This window comes from Sphingobium sp. TomTYG73 (assembly GCF_055394245.1).
This window is the reverse complement of record NZ_AP027339.1, coordinates 2,007,399-2,027,783: the sequence shown is the minus strand read 5'-3', so window position 1 is coordinate 2,027,783 and position 20,385 is coordinate 2,007,399. Positions and strand designations below refer to the sequence as shown.

The 20,385-nt window shown below is 61.9% G+C and carries 21 protein-coding genes and 1 tRNA gene; 6 read left to right on the top strand and 16 right to left on the bottom strand.

Going from position 1 to position 20,385, the window contains the following annotated elements:
* The first annotated feature begins 68 nt into the window (after nt 1-68).
* Together ACZ5TH_RS10245 and ACZ5TH_RS10240 are read left to right on the top strand one after the other, a co-directional pair.
* The gene (locus tag ACZ5TH_RS10245; protein WP_464778303.1) at nt 69-497 is read left to right on the top strand and encodes a protein tyrosine phosphatase family protein; all 429 of its coding nucleotides are present in this window, start codon (nt 69-71) and stop codon (nt 495-497) included.
* A gap of 62 nt (nt 498-559) precedes the next feature.
* Nucleotides 560-1,693 (top strand): BaiN/RdsA family NAD(P)/FAD-dependent oxidoreductase, encoded by a 1,134-nt coding sequence (locus ACZ5TH_RS10240; protein ID WP_464795098.1) that lies wholly within the window; start codon nt 560-562, stop codon nt 1,691-1,693.
* Nucleotides 1,694-1,711: 18 nt separating this feature from the next.
* On the opposite strand, the gene ACZ5TH_RS10235 is transcribed toward ACZ5TH_RS10240, so the two are convergent.
* The 3 genes from ACZ5TH_RS10235 to ACZ5TH_RS10225 all read right to left on the bottom strand — a co-directional run bounded on the left by ACZ5TH_RS10235 (nt 1,712) and on the right by ACZ5TH_RS10225 (nt 4,683).
* Complete coding sequence (locus tag ACZ5TH_RS10235) at nt 1,712-3,142, bottom strand: porin (RefSeq protein WP_464795097.1); 1,431 nt, start codon at nt 3,140-3,142, stop codon at nt 1,712-1,714.
* A gap of 252 nt (nt 3,143-3,394) precedes the next feature.
* Nucleotides 3,395-4,414 carry a CDF family Co(II)/Ni(II) efflux transporter DmeF gene (gene dmeF / locus ACZ5TH_RS10230; protein WP_464793830.1) on the bottom strand — a complete coding sequence of 340 codons (1,020 nt, stop codon included), beginning with the start codon at nt 4,412-4,414 and terminating at the stop codon, nt 3,395-3,397.
* A complete protein-coding gene (locus ACZ5TH_RS10225; protein WP_460986886.1) occupies nt 4,411-4,683 on the bottom strand; it encodes a metal/formaldehyde-sensitive transcriptional repressor in 273 nt (90 codons plus the stop codon). Before ACZ5TH_RS10225 ends, dmeF begins: the two co-directional genes overlap by 4 nt.
* A 90-nt stretch (nt 4,684-4,773) precedes the next feature.
* Between ACZ5TH_RS10225 and crtY the strand changes: the two genes are divergently transcribed.
* From crtY to ACZ5TH_RS10205, 4 genes are all read left to right on the top strand, one after another.
* Complete coding sequence (gene crtY, locus ACZ5TH_RS10220; RefSeq protein ID WP_464793829.1) at nt 4,774-5,925, top strand: lycopene beta-cyclase CrtY; 1,152 nt, start codon at nt 4,774-4,776, stop codon at nt 5,923-5,925.
* The gene (locus ACZ5TH_RS10215; RefSeq protein ID WP_464793828.1) at nt 5,925-7,406 is read left to right on the top strand and encodes a phytoene desaturase; all 1,482 of its coding nucleotides are present in this window, start codon (nt 5,925-5,927) and stop codon (nt 7,404-7,406) included. Before crtY ends, ACZ5TH_RS10215 begins: the two co-directional genes overlap by 1 nt.
* Complete coding sequence (locus ACZ5TH_RS10210; RefSeq protein WP_464793827.1) at nt 7,403-7,984, top strand: LOG family protein; 582 nt, start codon at nt 7,403-7,405, stop codon at nt 7,982-7,984. The genes ACZ5TH_RS10215 and ACZ5TH_RS10210 overlap by 4 nt, the downstream gene beginning before the upstream one ends.
* Before the next feature lie 95 nt (nt 7,985-8,079).
* Nucleotides 8,080-8,979 carry a phytoene/squalene synthase family protein gene (locus ACZ5TH_RS10205; protein WP_464795096.1) on the top strand — a complete coding sequence of 300 codons (900 nt, stop codon included), beginning with the start codon at nt 8,080-8,082 and terminating at the stop codon, nt 8,977-8,979.
* Between the two features lie 106 nt (nt 8,980-9,085).
* Here the strand turns inward: ACZ5TH_RS10205 and ACZ5TH_RS10200 are convergent, their stop codons facing one another.
* The 13 genes from ACZ5TH_RS10200 to ACZ5TH_RS10140 form a co-directional block, all read right to left on the bottom strand.
* On the bottom strand, nt 9,086-10,510 hold the full coding sequence (locus ACZ5TH_RS10200) for an ammonium transporter (RefSeq protein ID WP_464793826.1): 1,425 nt from the start codon (nt 10,508-10,510) through the stop codon (nt 9,086-9,088).
* Between the two features lie 13 nt (nt 10,511-10,523).
* Entirely contained in the window at nt 10,524-10,862 is a 339-nt protein-coding gene (locus ACZ5TH_RS10195; protein WP_196224712.1) for a P-II family nitrogen regulator, read from the bottom strand.
* A 157-nt stretch (nt 10,863-11,019) separates the two neighbouring features.
* Complete coding sequence (locus ACZ5TH_RS10190) at nt 11,020-11,595, bottom strand: DUF924 family protein (protein ID WP_464793825.1); 576 nt, start codon at nt 11,593-11,595, stop codon at nt 11,020-11,022.
* A gap of 54 nt (nt 11,596-11,649) precedes the next feature.
* Nucleotides 11,650-13,092, bottom strand: coding sequence for a metalloprotease TldD (gene tldD, locus ACZ5TH_RS10185; protein ID WP_464793824.1), 1,443 nt, complete (start codon nt 13,090-13,092; stop codon nt 11,650-11,652).
* A 57-nt stretch (nt 13,093-13,149) separates the two neighbouring features.
* Entirely contained in the window at nt 13,150-13,377 is a 228-nt protein-coding gene (locus ACZ5TH_RS10180; protein WP_464795095.1) for a zinc-finger domain-containing protein, read from the bottom strand.
* A gap of 69 nt (nt 13,378-13,446) precedes the next feature.
* Nucleotides 13,447-13,522: transfer RNA gene (locus ACZ5TH_RS10175), tRNA-Val, on the bottom strand.
* An 82-nt stretch (nt 13,523-13,604) separates the two neighbouring features.
* Nucleotides 13,605-14,552, bottom strand: coding sequence for a MarR family transcriptional regulator (locus ACZ5TH_RS10170; protein WP_464793823.1), 948 nt, complete (start codon nt 14,550-14,552; stop codon nt 13,605-13,607).
* Between the two features lie 301 nt (nt 14,553-14,853).
* Nucleotides 14,854-15,705 (bottom strand): D-amino-acid transaminase, encoded by an 852-nt coding sequence (locus ACZ5TH_RS10165; protein ID WP_464793822.1) that lies wholly within the window; start codon nt 15,703-15,705, stop codon nt 14,854-14,856.
* A gap of 69 nt (nt 15,706-15,774) precedes the next feature.
* A complete protein-coding gene (locus tag ACZ5TH_RS10160; protein ID WP_464793821.1) occupies nt 15,775-17,175 on the bottom strand; it encodes a UdgX family uracil-DNA binding protein in 1,401 nt (466 codons plus the stop codon).
* A gap of 6 nt (nt 17,176-17,181) precedes the next feature.
* Complete coding sequence (locus tag ACZ5TH_RS10155) at nt 17,182-17,646, bottom strand: hemerythrin domain-containing protein (RefSeq protein ID WP_464793820.1); 465 nt, start codon at nt 17,644-17,646, stop codon at nt 17,182-17,184.
* Between the two features lie 60 nt (nt 17,647-17,706).
* Nucleotides 17,707-18,063 (bottom strand): hypothetical protein, encoded by a 357-nt coding sequence (locus tag ACZ5TH_RS10150; protein ID WP_449474688.1) that lies wholly within the window; start codon nt 18,061-18,063, stop codon nt 17,707-17,709.
* A 76-nt stretch (nt 18,064-18,139) separates the two neighbouring features.
* Nucleotides 18,140-19,390: a putative DNA modification/repair radical SAM protein gene (locus ACZ5TH_RS10145; protein ID WP_464793819.1), complete on the bottom strand. Its 1,251-nt coding sequence runs from the start codon at nt 19,388-19,390 to the stop codon at nt 18,140-18,142.
* A 68-nt stretch (nt 19,391-19,458) separates the two neighbouring features.
* Complete coding sequence (locus ACZ5TH_RS10140; protein WP_464793818.1) at nt 19,459-20,217, bottom strand: class II aldolase/adducin family protein; 759 nt, start codon at nt 20,215-20,217, stop codon at nt 19,459-19,461.
* Nucleotides 20,218-20,385 lie beyond the last annotated feature (168 nt).

Genomic DNA, 20,385 nt, shown 5'->3' with positions numbered 1-20,385 from the left:
ACCAAAAAACCCCCCTTGAATCCCGCCCCCCGCAAGCGCATGGCTCGCGGCAGAAGGAGTCCAGCCCCATGTTCCGTCAGATCACCCCCAACCTCTACGTCTCCCCCCAGATCAGCGTCGATCAGGTCGAGGAAGCCAAGGCCTTGGGCGTGACCGTCATCATCAACAACCGCCCCGATGACGAGGAACCGGGCCAGACCAACGGCGCGGAAATCGAAGCAGCCGCAAAGGCCGCAGGCCTCGCCTACGCCGCTGTCCCGGTCGCCCATGGCGGCTTTGCCCCCTGGCAGCTTGACGGAATGGCCGCAGCACTGGGCCAAGCAGGCGAAGGCAAGGTCCTGGCCTATTGCCGCTCCGGCACCCGCAGCACGCTCCTTTGGGCACTCACCCGCGCTCGCGCCGGTGAACACCCCGCAGCGCTCAGCGAAAAGGCGGAAGCGGCCGGCTATGACCTCACCCCGATCCGCCAGATCATGGACGCGCTCTCCGCAGGCTGATCTTGTCCACCACAGCCGATCAATTTGACGCCATCGTTCTCGGCGCTGGCGGAGCGGGCCTCATGTGCGCGGCGGCCGCCGGGCAGCGCGGCAAGCGTGTCCTCGTCCTCGATCACGCCGACCAACCGGGCAAGAAAATCCTGATCTCGGGCGGTGGCCGCTGCAACTTCACCAACATCCACACCGCGCCCGACCGCTATCTCTCGGCCAACCCGCATTTCGCCAAGTCCGCGCTCGGCCGCTATACGGCAGCGGATTTCGTCGCGCTGGTCGATCGCCACGGCATCGCCTGGCACGAAAAGACGCTGGGCCAACTCTTCTGCGATCAGTCCGCGCGCCAGATCGTCGCCATGCTGCTCGCCGAGTGCGAAGCAGGGGGCGTCACCATCCGCCTCGGCCACCCTGTCGGCGCGATCACCCACGCCGATGGCCGATACAGTGTAACCCATGGCGGCAAGACAGCACAGGCCCCCGCGCTGGTGATCGCCACAGGTGGCCCCTCCATCCCGCAAATGGGCGCGACCGGCTTTGCCTATGACCTCGCCCGGCAGTTCGGCCTCAAGGTGGTGGAGCCGCGCCCCGCCTTGGTCCCGCTCACCCTCGGGGGCGAAGATATGCTGTTCCGCGAACTTTCCGGCGTCTCGACGCCCGTGATCGCCCGCCATGGTAAGACGGCCTTCCGCGAAGCCGCGCTGCTGACCCACCGTGGCCTGTCCGGCCCGGCCATCCTGCAAATCTCCTCCTATTGGCGTCATGGCAGCGAAGTCAGCCTCGACTTCCTGCCCGACATGCCCGCCAATTGGCTGACCGAAGCCAAGCGTAGCAAGCCGCGCACGTCGCTCGTCAGCCTGCTACGCGCCCATCTTCCCGACCGCCTCGCAGACGCCTTGGCCGATCGCCTCGCGCTCTCCGGCGACCTTGGCAACATCGCCGACCGCAAGCTGGAAGAAGCGCAGCGCCGCCTTGCCGCCTGGTCTTTCGCCCCCAATGGCACCGAAGGTTTTGCCAAGGCGGAAGTCACGGTCGGCGGCATCTCCACCGCCGAACTCTCCTCCCGCACCATGGAGGCGCGCCGCGTCCCCGGCCTCTACGCGATCGGCGAAGCCGTCGACGTCACCGGCTGGCTAGGCGGCTATAATTTTCAATGGGCATGGGCCAGCGGCTGGGCAGCGGGGCAGGCGATCAGCGAAGCCTGACCGCTTGCCCGCCACCAATCAGTAATTCCACTGCACCTGCGTACGGATCAGGTCTCCCGTCGCCCGACCCGTCCGCCGCTCGTCCGCTTCGGCCCGCTTCATCCGCGCATAGGCCAGCGTTATCTCCAGCGCCTTCCACGGCTGCCATTCCAGCCCCAATTCAAACTCGTCCGTTTCCAGGCGAGGCGCATTGGTGGAAGCCTTCCACCCGCCACGATAATGCTGCCAGCGGCCATAAGGCACCAGCACGCCGATCGAATCCGTGGGCAGGCGATACATCATCTGGACATAGCCACCGTTCAGCTTCTTCTTTTCGATCGACTGGCTTACCCGGTCGAACTCCGGCCCCTTGCCCCAATTCCATTCGGCCTGAATGCCGAAGGGCTGCGGATAGAGCATCGCATGGATGCCGACGCGCTTTTCGTCATAGGACTGCTCACTGATCGCGACCGTCGATCCGTTGCGCACTTCCGGCTGGTAGTCGTTCATCATCGCCGACCCGCCGATTTCGAACACCTGATCCTCGAACATGCCGTCCAGACCATCCAGTTCGAACGGCCAGGTTGCAAAGGCAACTTTCATCAGCCCGCGATTCTGCTCGGTCTTGTTGATGCCCTGACCATTGAAGACGCCCAGACCGAACGCACCATAATTGCCGAACAGCTTCTGCCCGTCATGCCCCAGCCGGTCCCAGATCTTCTGCACCGAAGGCGGCGTGTAATAGCCGACGATGCCCAGATCGCGCTCGCCCGGCACCGCGCTGTTGATCGCGTCGCTGCGGTCCAGCGTCAGGCGATTGGAGGACGACTGCATATTCTCCCAGCCATAGGGCACCTTGGACTGGCCCAGGCGCACGCGGAATGTCTTGGCCTTGTCCAGGAAGACGTCGGCATAGGCGTCGCGCAGCTGTACAAAGCCTTCCCGCCGCTCACTGCCTGCCTGATTGTTTACGGCAGCGGAGAAATCGGACTGAAGGTAGAGCGACACGCGATCGGAAATGTCACCCTGAACGACAAGGCGCGTCCGGCGGAGCGAGAAGCTGCTCTTGTCGGAAATTCCGCTGTCATGCACCGACCGCAGGCGCGACTGGCCTGCCGGTGCGGTGTCGTCGCCCGACAGAAACGCATTATAGCGCATCTGGGTATAGCCGCGCAGCGACAGCCGCTCATACCAGGCCTTCGACTTCTTTTCCGGCGCCGATGCCTGAGTCACGACCGGCGGCGCGGGCGCAGCGGCAAGAACCGCAGGAGCCGTCGCCGAGCCCGTGACCGGAGCAGGCGTGGCCGATGCGTTCGCGCTGGCGACTTCACTGCCCTTGTTGGCGGCAAGCGCATTCGTCAGCGCCTGAACCTGCGCCTTCAACTCGTCAATCTGGCGCTGCAACGCCTCGTTGCTCTGCGCCTGCGCCACTTCCGGCATCAACGCCAGCAGGCTCACGGCCAGAGCCATGCTTTTCATCTTGGAACCTGTCACGAAAATTTCCCCTGTTTCGATCGAGGGGCGAATTATGATTTTTCAGTGACAGTTCAGTGACAAATATCTTTCGCTTACATGACAGCGAAACGCTGACGTATTTTTTCAACCGTCATCCCAGCGAACGCTGGGATCTCGTGCCCCAAGCCGAACGCTAAAGCGTCGTGCCTCTTATCACCCCGTTCGGGCTGTCCCACCGTTCAGCCCGAATGGAAACAAAGCCTGGGTTCAGCCGCACTCGACCGTGACATGCTCCATCCTTGGTAGCGCGCGCACCCGCTGCCGCACGGCGGCAACATCGCCGCCCGGCGCCAGGCTGATGATCGCGGCATGGGCGTGCGGCCCGATCCGCCAGACATGCAGGTCATGGATGATCGCGCCCTCGGCCTCCACTAGCGTCTTGATCCGCTTCATCAACGCCGGTTCGGCGGTGTCGAGCAGGATGGCCGAGGTGTCCTTCATCAACCCCCAGGCCCAGCGCGCGATCACCACCGCGCCCAATATGCCCACCGCCGGGTCGAGCCACCACCAGCCCATATAGCGCCCGGCGAGCAGCGCCGCGATCGCCAGCACGGATGTCAGCGCGTCGGTCAGCACATGCACATAGGCGGCGCGCAGATTATTGTCGGCATGCCCATGCTTGTGATCGTGCCCATGATCGTGATCCGTCCCATGGCCCCCCGCATGCTCATGATCATGCCCATGATGATCATGGCTATGGTCATGCCCCAGCAGCAACGCGCTGATCAGGTTGATGGCGAGGCCAATGACCGCGACCAATGTCGCTTCGCCAAACTTCACCGATACAGGCTCAAAGAAGCGCAGCACCGATTCGACCAGGATGAACAGGGCAGTGACACCCAGCAGCAGGGCGGATGCAAAGCCCGAAAGGTCGCCGACCTTCCCCGTGCCGAAGGTAAAGCGCGGGTTGCGGGCATGACGCCGGGCATAGCCATAGGCCGCCGCCGCCACGGCCAGCGCGCCCGCATGGGTCGCCATGTGGAACCCATCGGCCAGCAGGGCCATCGACCCGGTGATCCAGCCAAAGGCGATCTCGACCACCATCGTCGCTGCCGTCAGCCACACGACCCACATCGTCCGCCGGGCATTCTGGTCATGGCCCGCGCTCAGGTAAATATGGTCGAAATAATGGCTTTCTTCCTCATCCCCATTGGTGGGGAAGGGGGGCAGCGCCCCGCTTTGGGCCTGCGGCGCGTCATGAGGGTGGGAGTGGCCGTGCATCGTCATTTCCCGTACCGCCGGATCAGCTCCAGCATTTCTTCCGCCGCCGTCTGCCGCTCTTCATCGGTCAGGCCGGGGCGGGCGACATGGTCGCGCATATGCTGTTCGATCAGCTCTTCCATCAGACTGCCGACCGCACCGCGCACCGAAGCGACCAGCTGCAACGTCTCCGAACAGCCCGCATCTCCGCCTAGCTGCCGCTCGATCGCGCCGACCTGCCCCGCGATCCGCCGCACCCGCGCCAGCAGCTTTTCCTTGTTCTCGATCACATGCATAGGATACCCCCCTATCCTATATGGCCATTTTCGTCAAACCCCGTTCTTTTCGCCAATTGCTTCATTAATTCACCCTCCCTAACAGGACTCATGGCCAAGACGTTCGACTGCGACCTAGCGATTCTGGGCGGCGGCCTTTCCGGCACTCTGACCGCGCTCGCCTTCGCCCGCCTCCGCCCAGACGTCGATCTGCTCCTGATCGAACGCGGCCAATCGCTGGGCGGCAACCATCTCTGGTCCTTCTTCGACGGCGATGTCCGCCCCGCCGATCGCTGGCTGGTCGATCCGCTCATCACCCATCGCTGGCCCCAAGGCCATGAAGTCCGATTCCCCGCATACCAGCGCCGCCTGCCCACTGCCTATAACAGCATCGCCTCCGTTCAGCTTGACGCCCACGCCAGCCAACTCCTCGGCGATCGCGTCCTGCTCAACGCCGACGTCACCCACATCACGCCCACGAGCGTCACCCTTGGCGACGGCCGCCATATCCAGGCTCGCGCCGTACTCGATACTCGCGGCGGCGGCGATATGTCGGCGCTGGAGTGCGGCTGGCAAAAGTTCGTCGGCCAGGTCCTCCGCCTCAATCACCCACACGGCTTGGAGCGCCCCGTGATCATGGACGCGACCGTCGCCCAGATCGACGGCTATCGCTTCGTCTATCTGCTCCCCTTCGATGATCGCACCATCTTCGTCGAGGATACCTATTATAGCGACGATCCGGCGCTCGATGTCCCGGCGCTCACCAGCCGGATTGCCGCCTACGCGAAAGAGCAAGGCTGGCAGGTCGAAGAGGTCATCCATCAGGAAAGCGGCGTCCTTCCCGTGGTACATGGCGGCGACTTCGATCGTTTCTGGCCAGCGGATGATGACATTGCCCGCGCCGGAGTTCGCGCCGCACTGTTTCACCCGATGACCGGCTATTCACTTCCCGACGCCGCTGCCACCGCGCTCTGGCTCGCCGACCAGCCCCTCGAAGACCTTGCCGCCACCACCCGTGCCCGCGCTGCGGCGCATTGGCGCGCTGGCGGATATTACCGGCTGCTCGGCAAGATGCTCTTTCGCGCTGCCCGGCCGGACCAGCGCTGGCGCATCTTCGAACGCTTCTATCGACTCAATCCCCATCTGGTCGGTCGCTTCTACGGGGGCCAATCAACTTGGGCCGATCGCATCCGCATCTTGTGTGGACGCCCGCCGGTGCCCATAAGGAGCGCCATGCGCGCATTGTTGACCCCCTCCGCCTGATGAACCGCAAAGCGATAGTAATAGGGGCGGGCTTTGGTGGCCTCGCTCTTGCCATTCGCCTGCAATCGGCGGGCATCGACACCACGCTGGTGGAAGCACGGGACCGTCCGGGCGGGCGCGCCTATATGTGGGAGAAGGACGGCTTCGTCTTCGACGCAGGCCCGACCGTCATCACCGATCCAGATTGCCTTGCAGAGCTCTGGCGCCTTTCCGGTCATGACATGGCGGAAGATGTCAGCCTTGTGCCGGTCACTCCCTTTTACCGGCTGAACTGGCGCGACGGCACAAACTTCGATTATTCCAACGACGAAAACAGCCTGCGGGCGCAAATCGCAAAGCTGAACCCGCAGGATGTTGCGGGGTATCAGCGCTTTCTCGACTATGCTGAAGGCGTGTATGAGGAAGGCTATCGCAAGCTCGGCTCGGTGGCTTTCCTCGACTTCGCTTCCATGATCCGCGCTGCGCCAGCGCTGGCGAAGCATCAGGCATGGCGTTCGGTCTATTCCATCGTCTCTTCCTATGTGAAGGACGAAAGGCTGCGGCAGGCGCTGTCCTTCCACACGCTTCTGGTCGGCGGCAATCCGATGCAGACCAGCGCGATCTATGCGCTGATCCACAAGCTGGAAAAGGATGGCGGCGTCTGGTTCGCCAAGGGCGGCACGAACCGCCTGGTCCAGGGCATGGCGACGCATTTCGAGCGGCTCGGCGGTACGCTGCGCCTCGCCGACCCCGTCGTGCGCATAGAAACCCACGGCGATCGCGCGGTTGCGGTTTCGACCGCGTCGGGATGGCGGGGGGAAGCCGATGCCATCGCCACGAACGGCGATCTCATGCACAGCTATCGGGATCTTCTCGGCCATCATCCAAGAGGGCAGAAACAGGCCGAGAGCCTCGCGAGAAAGCGCTGGTCCCCCAGCCTGTTCGTGCTGCATTTCGGCATCAAGGGCAGCTGGCCCGGCATCCCTCACCATATGATCCTGTTCGGTCCGCGCTATGAAGGGTTGCTGACCGACATCTACGATTACGGCGTGTTGCCGCAGGATTTTTCGCTATACCTTCACCACCCGACCGTCACCGATCCGTCGATGGCGCCGGACGGCCATTCAACCTTTTACGCGCTCGCTCCGGTGCCGCACATGGGCAAGCTGCCGATCGATTGGAAGCAGTTCGGCCCGGTCTATGCGGAGCGCATCCTTGACGAGATCGAACATCGTCTTATCCCCGACATCCGCTCTCGCATCGTCACGCAATTCCACTATGCGCCGCCCGATTTCCAGAGCGACTTGTCCGCTCATCTTGGCAGCGCCTTCAGCCTTGAACCGCTGTTGACGCAAAGCGCCTGGTTCCGCGCCCATAACCGCGATGACGTGATCCCGAACCTCTATCTCACTGGCGCCGGTACTCATCCGGGGGCGGGCATCCCTGGCGTCGTGGGCAGTGCGAAGGCGACCGCCGCGCTGATGCTCGAAGACCTGCTGTGAAGCGACTGGCCGTCTATTGTGGATCGGCTTTACCTGCTGAACCGGTCTATGTGGAATCCGCTCGCCAAGTCGGCCGTACGCTTGCTGGGCGGGGCATCGGAGTCGTCTATGGCGGGGGAAGGCTGGGTTTAATGGGCGCGGTTGCCGATGCCGCGCTCGAGGCCGGAGGCGAGGTGATCGGCGTCATTCCGGAAGCCTTGGTACGGGCGGAGGTCGCGCATCAGGGCTGCACCGAGCTTCACGTCGTCCAGACCATGCATCAGCGCAAGGCATGCTTCACCGATCTGTCTGACGGCTTCATCACGCTCCCCGGCGGCGTTGGCACCATGGATGAGTTATGGGAGGCGATCAGCTGGGCGCAACTGGGCTATCATGCCAAGCCCGTTGGCCTGTTGAATGTGTCGAGCTTCTATGACCAGCTCATCGCCTTCAACCGGCATATGATCGACACCGGCTTCATCCGCCCGCAACATGCCGACATCCTGGTCCATGCCGACTCGATCGAGGCGCTGCTTGATAAAATGGCAGCCTATGAGGCGCACGAGCCGATCTTTTCGATGAAGGCCGACAGGCTGTAATTCGTGCCACCCTTGCGGCGACCATCGGCGCGGGGCATGGCCGCAGTGTGACCATTCTCGATCGCACCGCCCTTGTCGCCCATGCCCGCGAAAGTATCGCCCGGGGCTCCAAATCCTTCGCCTTGGCATCGAAGCTGTTCGACCGGCAAACGCGTGAGCGTGCTTGGCTTCTCTATGCATGGTGCCGCAAGTGCGACGATATCGCCGACGGGCAGGATCATGGTGGCGTAATGAGAGGCGTGGCCGATGGGCAGGTGCGCCTTGCCAGTATGAGGGCGCTGACCGATGCCGCCCTGCGCGGCGAGCCGACGGGCGATCCCGCCTTCGATGGCTTTGGCCTAGTGATGCGCGAATGCGCCATCCCGGCCCGCTATGCGCATGACCTGATCGAAGGGTTCGCGCTCGATGCTGAAGATTGGCGGCCTCAGAACGAAGCGGACATGCTGCGCTATTGTTATCATGTTGCTGGCGCGGTCGGCTGCATGATGGCGGTGCTGATGGGGGTTGATCCGGCGGATGAGTCTACGCTTGACCGGGCCTGCGACTTGGGACTGGCGTTTCAGCTCGCCAACATTGCGCGCGACATCGGTGAGGATCAGGCGGCGGGACGCTGTTACCTGCCCCAGCAATGGCTGGCGGAGATGCACATTCCTTGCGGCAGGCATATGGAGCCAGGCTTCCGTCCGCAGCTAGTGATATTGGCGCGCCGTCTCGCCGGTCTGGCCGCGGATTATGAGGCCAGCGCCCGGCATGGCACGGGCGCCTTGCCGCCGCGCTCCGCTTGGGCGGTTCTGGCCGCAGCGGGTATTTATGGCGATATCGCGCGCGAAGTGGATCGGCGGGGCGATCATGCCTGGGACGATCGCGTGGTGACGCCGAAGAGTCAAAAGCTGGGCTGGGTGTTCCGGGCCGGGTTGCAGATCGTGGCCCGGTCCCGCCGCTGGCCTTTACCGGTGCCCCGGCCAACACATCTCTGGACCCGACCAAAGGCCTGACATCAAAAAAAAGGACCGATACTTTCGTACCGGTCCCGAGGCGTGTTCGCAGGAGGAACATCGTGTGGCGGGCGGGCCGTTCTTTCCGGCCCGCCCTGCCGAAGTCTTAGTAGTTGTAGGCGCGCTCGCCGTGGCTCGCGAGGTCCAGGCCTTCCATCTCGGCATCGCGGCTCGGACGCAGACCCATGGTCTTGTCGATGATGAAGTAGATAATCGCGCTGCCAATGCCCGAGAAGAGCAGGGTGAACACCACCGCCTTGGTCTGGATCCAGACCTGGGCCGGGATGCTGTAGGCTTCCGGATGGAAGGCTGCCGGGAAGACGGTGTAGTCGAACACACCCTGACCGCCGAGCGAAGGAGCCGCGACGATACCTGTCGCGATCGCGCCGACGATGCCGCCGATGCAGTGCACGCCGAACACGTCCAAGCTGTCGTCATAGCCGACCTTGCCCTTCACGAACGCCACGAAGAGGTAGCAGATCGGGGAGACGGCGAAGCCGAGCACGATGGAAGTCATGGGAGCGGCAAAGCCAGCCGCCGGGGTGATGGCGACGAGGCCAGCGACAGCACCGGTGACTGCGCCGAGCAACGAAGCCTTGCCATGGTGGACCTGTTCGACCAGCGACCAGCTCACCGCCGCCGCGCAGGTGGCGACCATGGTGTTGATGAAGGCGACGCCAGTGACGGCATTGGCTTCCAGGTTGGAGCCGGCGTTGAAGCCGAACCAGCCGACCCACAGCAGGCTGGCACCGATCATGGTCATGGTCAGCGAGTGCGGCGGCATGGGCTCCTTGGGGAAGCCGACGCGCTTGCCGATCATGATGGCGCCGACGAGGCCCGCGATACCCGCGTTGATGTGGACCACGGTGCCGCCCGCGAAGTCGAGCGCGCCCCAGCCCCAGAGCATGCCATAGTCGGTCGGAGCATCAGCCAGGAAGTCCGGGCCAGCCCAATACCACACCATGTGCGCCATCGGGAAGTAGATGAAGGTCAGCCACAGCACGACGAACACGATCAGCGAGGAGAATTTCACGCGCTCCGCGAACGCACCGACGATCAGCGCCGGGGTGATCATGGCGAAGGTCATCTGGAAGACGACGAACACGAATTCGGGCAGATAGACGTTGTTGCTGAACGTCGCCGCCGAGGTCGTGCCATCGACGCCCATCAGGAACGCCTTGGATAGACCGCCGAAGAAATGATTGTCGCCACCCGAGGTGAAGGCGATGGAATAGCCCCAGCAGGTCCAGACCAGACCAGCCACGGAAACGATCGTGAACACCTGCATGAGGATGCTCAGCATGTTCTTGGTACGGACCAGGCCGCCGTAGAACAGGGCAAGGCCCGGAATCGACATCATCAGCACCAGCGCGGCCGAGATCAGCATCCAGGCGACGTCGCCCTTGTTGACCATGCTGGCCATTGCGGCAGCGTCTGGCGCCTTTATCGGCGCGGCGAGCGCCGGTGCGGCTGCGAGAAGGGTCAGCGCAGCCGCCCCCATCACGCCGCAGAATTTCTTGGAAAAGGTCATTATTCCCCCCTTCTTACAGCGCGGTTTCGCCGGTCTCGCCGGTGCGGATGCGCACGGCCTGACCGACATCGAGAACGAAGATCTTGCCATCGCCGATCGCGCCGGAATTGGCGGCCGCCTGGACCGCTTCGACTACGCGCGGTGCAAGATCGTCATCGCAGACGACCTCGATCTTGATTTTCGGAACCATGTTCGTGGAATATTCGGCGCCCCGGTAGATTTCGGTTTGCCCCTTCTGGCGGCCGAAGCCTTTCACCTCGCTCACCGTCATGCCGGCGATGCCTAGCGAGGAGAGTGCCTCGCGGACATCGTCAAGCTTGAACGGCTTGATGATAGCCATGACAAGTTTCATGTCGCCCCCTGTTAATGGTGTGCGGCGACATTCCAGCAAGAGGCGTGCCAATTGGTCAGCGCCGTTTAAAAGCGTGCTTTTTAGACTGGCCTTAAACACCACCCGCCAAAAAAATGGGCAGTCTGCCTACGCTGCCCAAAAATTGGGCAGCTTTTCCCTACCAGTTGGCCGTCATATGGACGGCGTCTTTTTCCTCCGGCAAAGTTGGCCGCCCAATCGTAGCGTTTCGATGCGGGAACCGGCCAAAGCGGGCGATGACGTCGTGATGCTGACGGGCATATTCCAAGGACTGCGCATCGCCTGCTGCCTCGAACAGACTAAGTGACAGATTCTGATCGTCGATATCTTCGCTATGCTGGAACGGCATGTAGAAAAACCTGCGGCCCGCGCCGCCAATCTGGATGTCATAGCCATGCGCAATGGCGCCGCGCGCGACGCTTCGAGCGAGTTCGTCAGTTTTGAACGCCTCGGCGGTGCCGCGGAACATATTACGCGGTAACTGATCGAATAGCAGGACTGCCGCCAATGCGTCATCAGCCCGATCAAGGAATGTTTCGGCGGCCAACTTGCGTTTTTCCTCCCACAGCTCGCAAAAGCGCGTCGCGCACTGTTGGTCCAGCTTCGGGTCATGCTTCCACCAGCCCTCCTCCCCGACCTGATTGAACCAGAAGTCCAGCAGGGCAGCCGCCCAATCGGCGGTCACGGCGTCATGGCTGTCCGTAAGCATGTTCATACAAGGAAAAAGAAGCAGTGGGCCGCAGGTTCCGCAGCCCACGGCGCGAGGATGTCAGGTCGCCGTGCCGCCAACCGTCAGCCCTTCGATCAGCAGCGTCGGCTGCCCGACGCCCGCTGGAACGCTCTGTCCACCCTTACCGCACATGCCGACGCCCTCATCCAGAGCCCAGTCATTGCCGATGCCGACCACCTTGGTTAGCGCCGTTGGCCCGTCCCCTATTAACGTTGCCCCCTTGATTGGGTCGCCCAGCTTTCCATTCTCGACCTTGTAGGCCTCGGTGCAGGAAAAGACGAATTTGCCTGAGACGATATCGACCTGACCTCCGCCAAAGCTCTTGGCGAAAATGCCGGAACCCATGCGGGACAGCAATTCCTCAGGATCATCATGGCCGCCTTTGATGAACGTGTTGGTCATGCGCGGCATCGGCGCATGGGCATAGCTTTCGCGACGCCCGTTGCCCGTGGGTTCCACGCCCATAAGCCGGGCGTTGAGGCGATCCTGCATATAGCCTTTAAGGATGCCATCCTCGATAAGGACATTCTCTCGTGTGGGCGTGCCTTCGTCATCGATCGAGAGCGATCCACGGCGGCTGAGGATCGATCCGTCATCCACCACCGTGACGCCGGGAGCGGCAACGCGCTCGCCGATCCGGCCGGAAAAGGCGCTGGTGCCCTTACGGCTGAAATCACCCTCAAGGCCATGGCCGATCGCCTCATGCACCAGTACGCCCGGCCAGCCCGGCCCCAGCAGCACCGTCATTTCGCCCGCAGGCGCAGCGACGGATCGCATGTTCACTCTCGCTTGTGCCAGTGCCTCGTCGATGGCCCGGTTCCATATCGCGGAATCCATCACCTGATCGTAGAGATAGCGTCCGCCAATACCGAAGCTGCCGGTTTCGCGGCGGCCATTTTCTTCAAGAATCAGGGAGACATTCAGCCGTACCAGCGGCCGGACGTCGGTAGCGGTAAAGCCATCGGCACGGACGATTTCCACAACCGACCAGCTCCCGGCCAGACTGACCGAAACCTGCGCGACGCGGGGATCACGAGCTCGCGCCGCCGCATCAATGGCAGCGCACAGCGTCACCTTTTCGGCGAACGGGACGATGTCCAGAGGGTTGGCGTCTGTATAAAGATGCCGGTTGGTCCGCTGCGGCGGCGGAGCGGGCTGGCCCATGGCCGGGTCCAACAAGGTCAGCGTTTCGGCCGCCCGGCGAATCGCTGCTTCGCTGATATCGTTGGCATGGGCAAAGCCCGTCATCTCGCCCGATACGCCGCGCAGGCCAAAGCCCGCATCGGTCGAATAATCGGCTGTTTTCAGCCTTCCATCGTCGAACCCGAAACTCTCGCTGGCGCGATATTGCAGATAGAGCTCGCCATCATCACAATTGGTGAGCGCCTGCGCCGTCAGCCGCTGCGCGCCATCGGGATCAAGCAAGCCCGGCCGGTAGAGAAGGCCGCGCGCATCGGTGAACTGGGAAGCGATGTCAGTCATGCCGCCCGATATAGGAGCGACACAGCCCAAGCCCAATCAAATTCGAAGGGCGCTTCTTTATAGGCTCGCGCCGGACGAAATGTCAGGCAGGCCCGCAACTTCCGGCGTATCCGCAGGACCGCTAATCAGGACGAAGCGCTTGTCGCAATAACCGCAATCGACATAGCCATGTTCGTCAATCTCCAGGAACACGCGCGGGTGACCCAGAGCGGCGGGAATGTCGCCTGACCCGTCGCATGAGACGCGGGCTTTGGTGACTCGAAGAATTTCAGGCGGCTGTATCATGATGGCGTCGATTAGCAGCGGCTCCATCGCACCGCAATATCCGGCACGGCTTTCTGGCAGCATAAGGGATGGTGGGCGATGACGGGCTCGAACCGCCGACATTCTCGGTGTAAACGAGACGCTCTACCAACTGAGCTAATCGCCCGATACCGCATCCATGCCGGTGCAGCCGGAGCGCGCCTATCTAGGCCAATCAGCGCGCGGGTCAAGCGTTGATGATCAACGAGTCACGCACAAAGAAAACGGCGGCTGGCCATGAACCAGCGTGTAAGGGCTTGGGCCGTCTCTTCCGCAAGGGCGATGAACACACGGCGGCCATCATGCGGATCGGCCTGCCGATGAACGATGCCCTTGTCTGTCAGCGTTCGAATCCAGCGCAGTGCTGTGGTGGGCGGCACTGCCGACGCGATGCACAGGCTGGAAACGGACACGCGCTCCTGCTCCAGACGCGCCGCCAGCAGATCCAGCAGCATGTCCCATGCGGGATCCGCAAACAGTTCTCCAGGCAGGAAATCCTCGCGCAGCCGCCGCGCGCGCAGCATGTCCCGTACCTGCGCGGCGCCCAGCGCTACTTCGTCGGCGGCGGCTGGCTGATTACCTATCGTCTCCACGGTCGGCATGCCGATATAATCGCTTGCCCGATCGGATATGCGAGGCCCCAATGCGAAGGAGGGGGTCGCGTGGCGCGGTCGCGATGTCAGCGCCTCCAGCGTCCGCGCAAGGCGGCTGACCTCTTCGCTCAGCTGTTGCAGGCGGACGCCCTCGCTTTCCTGATTGACCTCATGAACCGTGCGCTGCGGCGTCGTTCCCCCGGCAGTCAGCAAAGCGGCGGCGAGGTCGGTGTGATCCGGCGTGCAGAGCAGTTGCGTGCGGTCGCTCCGCATGCAGGCGAAGGCAAGATCGATTGTGTCGAGACCGGCAACCAGAATGACGGACAGGTCATTCTGCACCGCCAGCGTCTCCACCTGCACCAACAATCGCTCGAGCAATGCGGACGGGTTTGTGCAGAAGAGCAGAATGACGTCGCACCCCACCTGCATGTCGAGCCGAAGCATCGCCTGATCCAGCGGCACGATATCGAGGAGCCGGAACTGGGCGGCCTCCGCCAATCCTGCGACATCGTCCAGAAAGACGTCGTCCGCCAGAATGAGGAGTCCCGCGCGAGGGTCTCTCATCCCATAGATTTCCTCGCTGCTGGATCCAAATTCAGTCCGGGGGCGATCCATTTCCACCTGTTACTCCTGTCCCTGCTTTGTTCCGAACCTATCGCAATATTGCGGCGGCGCGCCTGCTCTTTCCTCCGGATCGGACATGCCAGCTTCCCTTTATTGCCCGGTCATTCTGCTGGCCCGCCCAATTTCACGAGCCTCGGCCCTCGCTGCCGCCAAAATGGTTTGGCTTTTCGCCGAAATGGCGGGAGGCGATGGAGAAGAGGCAACCCATCCAAAATGGATGTTGTTATCCCAGGTTGTCGCTTCAGACCGCCGTCCGGCGTGCGAAATCGATGTAGAACTGGCGTAGCCGGGTGGCGACCGGGCCGGGGGTGCCATCGCCGATCTTGGTCCCGTCGATACGCACGACCGCCTGGCAGAGTGTCGATGCACTGGTGATGAAGGCTTCGCGGGCTTCCTTGGCTTCCGCCACGGAAAAGGGGCGATGGACAATATTCAGGCCGCTTTCTTCGGCCAGAGCGGTCAGTGCGGCGCCGGTGCATCCGGCAAGCACGACCTGCGAATAAGGGCGGGTGATGATGCCTTCATCCGTGACCAGAAAGGCCGTGGAAGAGGCGCCTTCGGTTATGAAACCGTCCTCCACCATCCAGGCTTCCTGTGCCCCGGCCTCGGCCGCGATCCGTTTTGCCATCGCTTGAGCCAGCAGACCGACACTCTTGATGTCGCGCCGCGCCCACCGCAGGTCGGGTGTCGTGACAACCGCGATGCCGTTCTGCACATCGGGAGAATCGAGAAAGCGCTTGGCGTGTGTGAACATCACAAGCGTTGGCTGCAAAGCCGATGATGGCAGGAAGTCGCGCCCTGCGTCAGCGCCCCGCGTCAGTTGCAGATAGATCAAGCCCTCTTCGAGATCATTGCGCGCCGCCAATTCCTTCTGCACCGCTTCAATCTCGGCAAGGGAGACGGGAAGGCTAAGCCCTATCGCGGCCGCCGAACGTTCAAGCCGCACCAAGTGCGACGCGCTGTCAATCAGTCTGCCATCAAGGACGGCCGTCACCTCATAAACGGCCTCGGCGAACAGAAAGCCGCGATCCAGCACCGAGACCCGCGCTTCGGCGAGCGGCAGGAACTGGCCATTGAGATAGGCGATGGACATGAAGCGCTAAAATCCTCCGGCATGAACATCCGCGATGTTGCCGGGGCAGGATCGTCGGTCAAGCAATGATCATCGGCTTAACGTCCTTACCCGCTCTCCTATCTCTCGCAAATCTGCGACAAAGCGCGCTCGCTCGGCCGCCTTCCGTGCTTCATCGGGTATGCGCAGCAGGAAACTCGGATGCACGGTCACCCAAGCTTCGGTGCTGTTTTCCAGTGGAATCGGCGCGCCTCGCGTGCGGCTGATCGTCACGGCCTTGCCCAATATGGCGCGCGCGGCAGTTGCGCCCAGAGCGACGACGACGCGCGGACGAACGAGGGCCAACTCCTGATCCAGCCACCAGCGGCAGGCAGCAATCTCGGGTGTGTCAGGCGTCTGGTGAATGCGCCTCTTGCCCCGCCGCTCATGCTTGAAATGCTTGACGGCGTTCGTGACATAGACGCTCGCGCGATCGATCCGGGCTTCCTCTAACGCTTGGTCCAGCAACTGGCCCGCCGGGCCTACGAAGGGGCGCCCGGCAATATCTTCCTGATCGCCCGGCTGTTCCCCCACGAGAACCAGGGGCGCATCGATGGGGCCTTCGCCGAACACAGTCTGCGTGGCGTCACAATAAAGGTGGCAGCGGGTGCAGCCCATCGCCTCCTCGCGCAATCTCGTCCAAGCGGCAGCCGCGTTGCTGGCGCGGGCAGGTATTTTGGGTGGAGTGGCGATCATGGCCGCTTCCCGTGCCTGTGCCCCGGCAACAAGGTCGGGGATAAGGGCCGCCTCCGGCAGGTTGCGCCAGTATTTCTTGGGCATCTCGGACAGCATGGCTCGCTGCTTGAGCCGGGCGGGGTTGAATGTCGCAGCATAATAGCCTTTCCAGATTTCCTCGACCGGGTCGCCGCCCGGCGCATCTGTCTTTGAAGCGCCGGGACTTTCTTCCAACCTTTCGCCATCCCAATGGATACTGAGTTCGGGCGTCAGGATCGACCAGTGCATCGAGGCGAAACGTCGCACGAAAAACCCGGCATTCGCGCGGACGATATGATGATCAGGCTCGAACCAGGCGACGAAACGGGCGCCGTCATCATCCTGCATTTCGCGGAATCGGACAAAAGCGCGCATCTTATGCATGTCGCGCCGAACTGCTTTTGCCAGCATCTCGACACGGCGGACCAGGGGATCGGCTTTATCGTCCAGGCGTGCGGGGCTTTGTCGCACTTCGATCAAAAGGGCGTAGAGCAAGGCGAAGCGCTCTTCATCCTGATGCAGTATTACGCTCTCGGCCAAGTCCAGAAAGGCGCGCGGCACTGAAAATGCTCCGCCGCCATCTTCCGGAGGCGGCGGATCGAAGGCCAGCATCGACCCGCCTTCTCCTTCGACCCGCCAATCAATATCGTGAGCAGGCACAGCAGCCAAAGCGAAGCGACGGGCGGCATTGCGCCACCCGTCGAAATCATCCGGCCTGCTCAGCAGCACCTGATACATGAGAGATCAATCCGACGATTCCGCTCGCTCCAATTCGGCGGGCTTGCGCCGGGCAAAGGTGGCGGCGAGTTTCAGTTCCTCTTCATCCGTCAACTCCGCAGCCGCATCGGGAAACATCTCCTCTTCCTCCTCCTCGATATGGTGGAGATAACGCTTCTTCAGGTTGGCGAAGGTTTCCCGCCATTCAGGGCCGTTGAAGGGCTGCTCCTGCAGCTCCTCCAGATAATCGTCGATTTCCTTATGCTCGGCTACACTATGCTGTGCATCTTCGCGCAGGTCGGGACGGGCGAGCATCGTTGCATATAGCGTTTCTTCCTCCGCCGCCGCATGTGCGGTGACTTCCACACGGAACTGCTCGAACAGCTTCTCCAGCCGATCATTATCCTCCTTCACGTCAGCCATTTTCTCAAACAGCTGGCGATGGGCGTCATGATCTTGCTTCAGTTTGTCGAAAATCGTGGCATTGGCCATGATGTGCTCCTCTTGATTTAGAGGGCACAACGAAAGGCGAGGAGCTTTGGGTCCGCTGGTTCAGCCGAACAGGAAGCGGAAGATGATGGCGACGGGAATCCATAGCAGGCTGCTGGCGATGCTCGTCAGCCACACCTGTGCTACATCTCTGCGAAAGCGAAGGTCCAGGCCCGACATCGACAGGCCGCTCTCATCCAGTAATTCCCACCGGCGTTCCATGTCCCTCGCCACCATTGCAAAGCCGCCGATTGCGATGATCAGGGCGAGGTGTAGCACCAGCGAGCCGCCCATCCTGGCGACGATGCCAATTTGAAGAAGGCAAAAAACAACAAGCGCAATAGCCAGATGGCTGCTCATGCGCTTGGCATACCGCCCGCCATGAGATCGTGCGGAATCATTGTTGAATGCCGTTGCCACCAGCGCCTTCCCCTCGATTTTTATTGAATCTCAAGAAATCACGAAGTGCCGGACTTATCAATAAGGAAAACTACCGTCAGTCGAAAAGCTCCAGTTGCGAAGGGGGAGGGGTGAGCTGCCGTTGAAGGTCTGCCTTGTCGGTGAGGTGAACCGGCCTCCAATCGCTGGCGACCAAAAAGGGCCGCAGCTTGGCAATCGAATTTGTCACCCGCGCGACATCATCCAGCCGAAGGCGGCGGACCCTGCGGCTCGCCAATATGCGATCGACGGCTTTTACGCCAAGGCCCGGCACGCGCAGCAACATCTCACGCGGCGCGCGGTTCACATCTACCGGAAATATGGCCCGGTGCCGCAAGGCCCAGGCCAGCTTGGGATCAATGTCGAGGGGCAAATGCCCCGTTGCGGGGTCGGTCGCTTGCTCAAGATCATCCACTGAAAAACCATAAAAGCGCATCATCCAGTCCGACTGATACAGGCGGTGTTCGCGCAGCAGTGGAGGACGCTTTAACGGAAGGACGCTGCTCGGCGAGGGAATGGGCGAAAAGGCGCTGTAATAGACGCGCCGTAGAGCATGGCGGTCATATAGAGATCGCGCACGCCGGATGATGGCCCGGTCATCTGCTCCGTCGGCCCCTATGATCATCTGCGTGGATTGTCCTGCGGGGGCAAATCGCGGCGCGTGGCGGTAGCGCTTTCTCGCATCGCGCGTATCTTCGATGGCTGTGCGCAGCCCGCTCATCGCGCCTTCGATCCGTGTTCCATCCTTTTCGGGCGCCAGTCGTCGAAGCCCCTGCTCGGTCGGCATCTCGACATTGATCGACAGCCGGTCAGCAAAAAGACCGGCCTGATGCGTCAGTTCCGGATCGGCATCAGGGATCGTCTTGAGATGAATATAACCGCGAAAGTCATGCTCTTCCCGCAACGCTCGGGCAACGCCCACCAGCTGTTCCATCGTATAATCGGGCGATCGTATGATCCCGGAGGACAGGAAAAGTCCCTCGATATAATTGCGCCGGTAAAAGCTCAGCGTCAGTTCGACCACTTCGCCCACAGTGAAGCGCGCCCGGCGAACGTCGCTCGACCGGCGATTGATGCAATAGTGGCAATCAAAGATACAACTGTTCGTCAGCAAAATCTTGAGCAGCGATATGCATCGTCCGTCAGGTGCGTAGGCATGGCAGATGCCCATGCCTTCGGTCGAACCCAAGCCGCCCTTCTGCCCTGACAGGCTATCGCGCTTCTTCGTTCCGGAGGATGCGCATGATGCATCATATTTGGCCGCGTCGGCGAGGATTTTCAATTTCTGCGGAATGGAAAGGGCAGTCATTAGTTCACGCTATGTTCTTTTTCTCCGCTTGTCGTTGATCCAGATTGCAAATCGCGTTGAGTCGGACATCAGTTTTTCCATCCTGGATCGATCCGATCGATCAACCGAACCATTGCTTCAAAATCGGGAACGCCCGGTCCAACAGGCAACTGCACACCGCTGATATCGCGTTGATGCACGGCAATCACTTCGTCCGGAATGTCGACCGGGGTGCCTGCCGAACCCGTCGCTACCTGTATCTCGCAGGCGCGCTGAAGCATCCAATGCATGAGGAATGCCTTGGGAAGGGTGTCCGCCATGACCAGCGTGCCGTGGTTGCGCAGCATCATCAACCGCCGGTCACCAAGATTGGCGATAAGTCTCTCGCCTTCTTCACGGCGCAGGGTGATGCCTTCAAAATCGTGATAGGCGATTCGCCCGGCAAAGGCGGCGGCATAGAAATTGGTGGGACGCAGCCCCTCCTGTGTCGCGCTGACCGCCATGGCGGCGGTCGTGTGCGTATGAATGACGCAATGGGCATCGGGCAGGCGGCGGTGGAAGACGCTGTGCTGGGTAAAACCGGCGCGGTTCACTGGATAGGGACTGCCGTCCAATATGTGCCCGTCAATGTCGATCTTGACGAGGTTGGACGCCGTCACCTCGGAATAAAGCAAGCCGAACGGGTTGATCAGGAACGCGCTGTCGTCGCCGGGCACGCGCAGCGTGATATGATTGTAGATAAGTTCTGACCATCCCATGTGGTCAAATATGCGGTAGCATGCAGCAAGTTGCTGGCGCGCTTTCCATTCTTCGATGGGCATGTCATCAGCGGAAGCGGCGGTTGCCATGGTGGTCCTCCTATACCCTGTCGCCGTAACTATCCTCCCCGGCGGCGCTGCTGTCGAGCGAAACGGCTTTGGGGTTGAATTTGGCCGACTCTGCTGGTAGGGCGCGCCCCACACGGCGCAGGCTGCCCTGCGACGACTCATCGCTATTACTTTCGGTAGGCCCGTCGG

Coding starts and splice junctions, on each gene's coding strand:
- ACZ5TH_RS10245 (WP_464778303.1), top strand. CDS start 69: ATGTTCCGTCAGATCACCCCCAACCTCTACGTCTCCCCCCAGATCAGC.
- ACZ5TH_RS10240 (WP_464795098.1), top strand. CDS start 560: ATGTGCGCGGCGGCCGCCGGGCAGCGCGGCAAGCGTGTCCTCGTCCTC.
- ACZ5TH_RS10235 (WP_464795097.1), bottom strand. CDS start 3,142: ATGGCTCTGGCCGTGAGCCTGCTGGCGTTGATGCCGGAAGTGGCGCAG.
- dmeF (WP_464793830.1), bottom strand. CDS start 4,414: ATGACGATGCACGGCCACTCCCACCCTCATGACGCGCCGCAGGCCCAA.
- ACZ5TH_RS10225 (WP_460986886.1), bottom strand. CDS start 4,683: ATGCATGTGATCGAGAACAAGGAAAAGCTGCTGGCGCGGGTGCGGCGG.
- crtY (WP_464793829.1), top strand. CDS start 4,774: ATGGCCAAGACGTTCGACTGCGACCTAGCGATTCTGGGCGGCGGCCTT.
- ACZ5TH_RS10215 (WP_464793828.1), top strand. CDS start 5,925: ATGAACCGCAAAGCGATAGTAATAGGGGCGGGCTTTGGTGGCCTCGCT.
- ACZ5TH_RS10200 (WP_464793826.1), bottom strand. CDS start 10,510: ATGACCTTTTCCAAGAAATTCTGCGGCGTGATGGGGGCGGCTGCGCTG.
- ACZ5TH_RS10195 (WP_196224712.1), bottom strand. CDS start 10,862: ATGAAACTTGTCATGGCTATCATCAAGCCGTTCAAGCTTGACGATGTC.
- ACZ5TH_RS10190 (WP_464793825.1), bottom strand. CDS start 11,595: ATGAACATGCTTACGGACAGCCATGACGCCGTGACCGCCGATTGGGCG.
- tldD (WP_464793824.1), bottom strand. CDS start 13,092: ATGACTGACATCGCTTCCCAGTTCACCGATGCGCGCGGCCTTCTCTAC.
- ACZ5TH_RS10180 (WP_464795095.1), bottom strand. CDS start 13,377: ATGATACAGCCGCCTGAAATTCTTCGAGTCACCAAAGCCCGCGTCTCA.
- ACZ5TH_RS10170 (WP_464793823.1), bottom strand. CDS start 14,552: ATGAGAGACCCTCGCGCGGGACTCCTCATTCTGGCGGACGACGTCTTT.
- ACZ5TH_RS10165 (WP_464793822.1), bottom strand. CDS start 15,705: ATGTCCATCGCCTATCTCAATGGCCAGTTCCTGCCGCTCGCCGAAGCG.
- ACZ5TH_RS10160 (WP_464793821.1), bottom strand. CDS start 17,175: ATGTATCAGGTGCTGCTGAGCAGGCCGGATGATTTCGACGGGTGGCGC.
- ACZ5TH_RS10155 (WP_464793820.1), bottom strand. CDS start 17,646: ATGGCCAATGCCACGATTTTCGACAAACTGAAGCAAGATCATGACGCC.
- ACZ5TH_RS10145 (WP_464793819.1), bottom strand. CDS start 19,390: ATGACTGCCCTTTCCATTCCGCAGAAATTGAAAATCCTCGCCGACGCG.
- ACZ5TH_RS10140 (WP_464793818.1), bottom strand. CDS start 20,217: ATGGCAACCGCCGCTTCCGCTGATGACATGCCCATCGAAGAATGGAAA.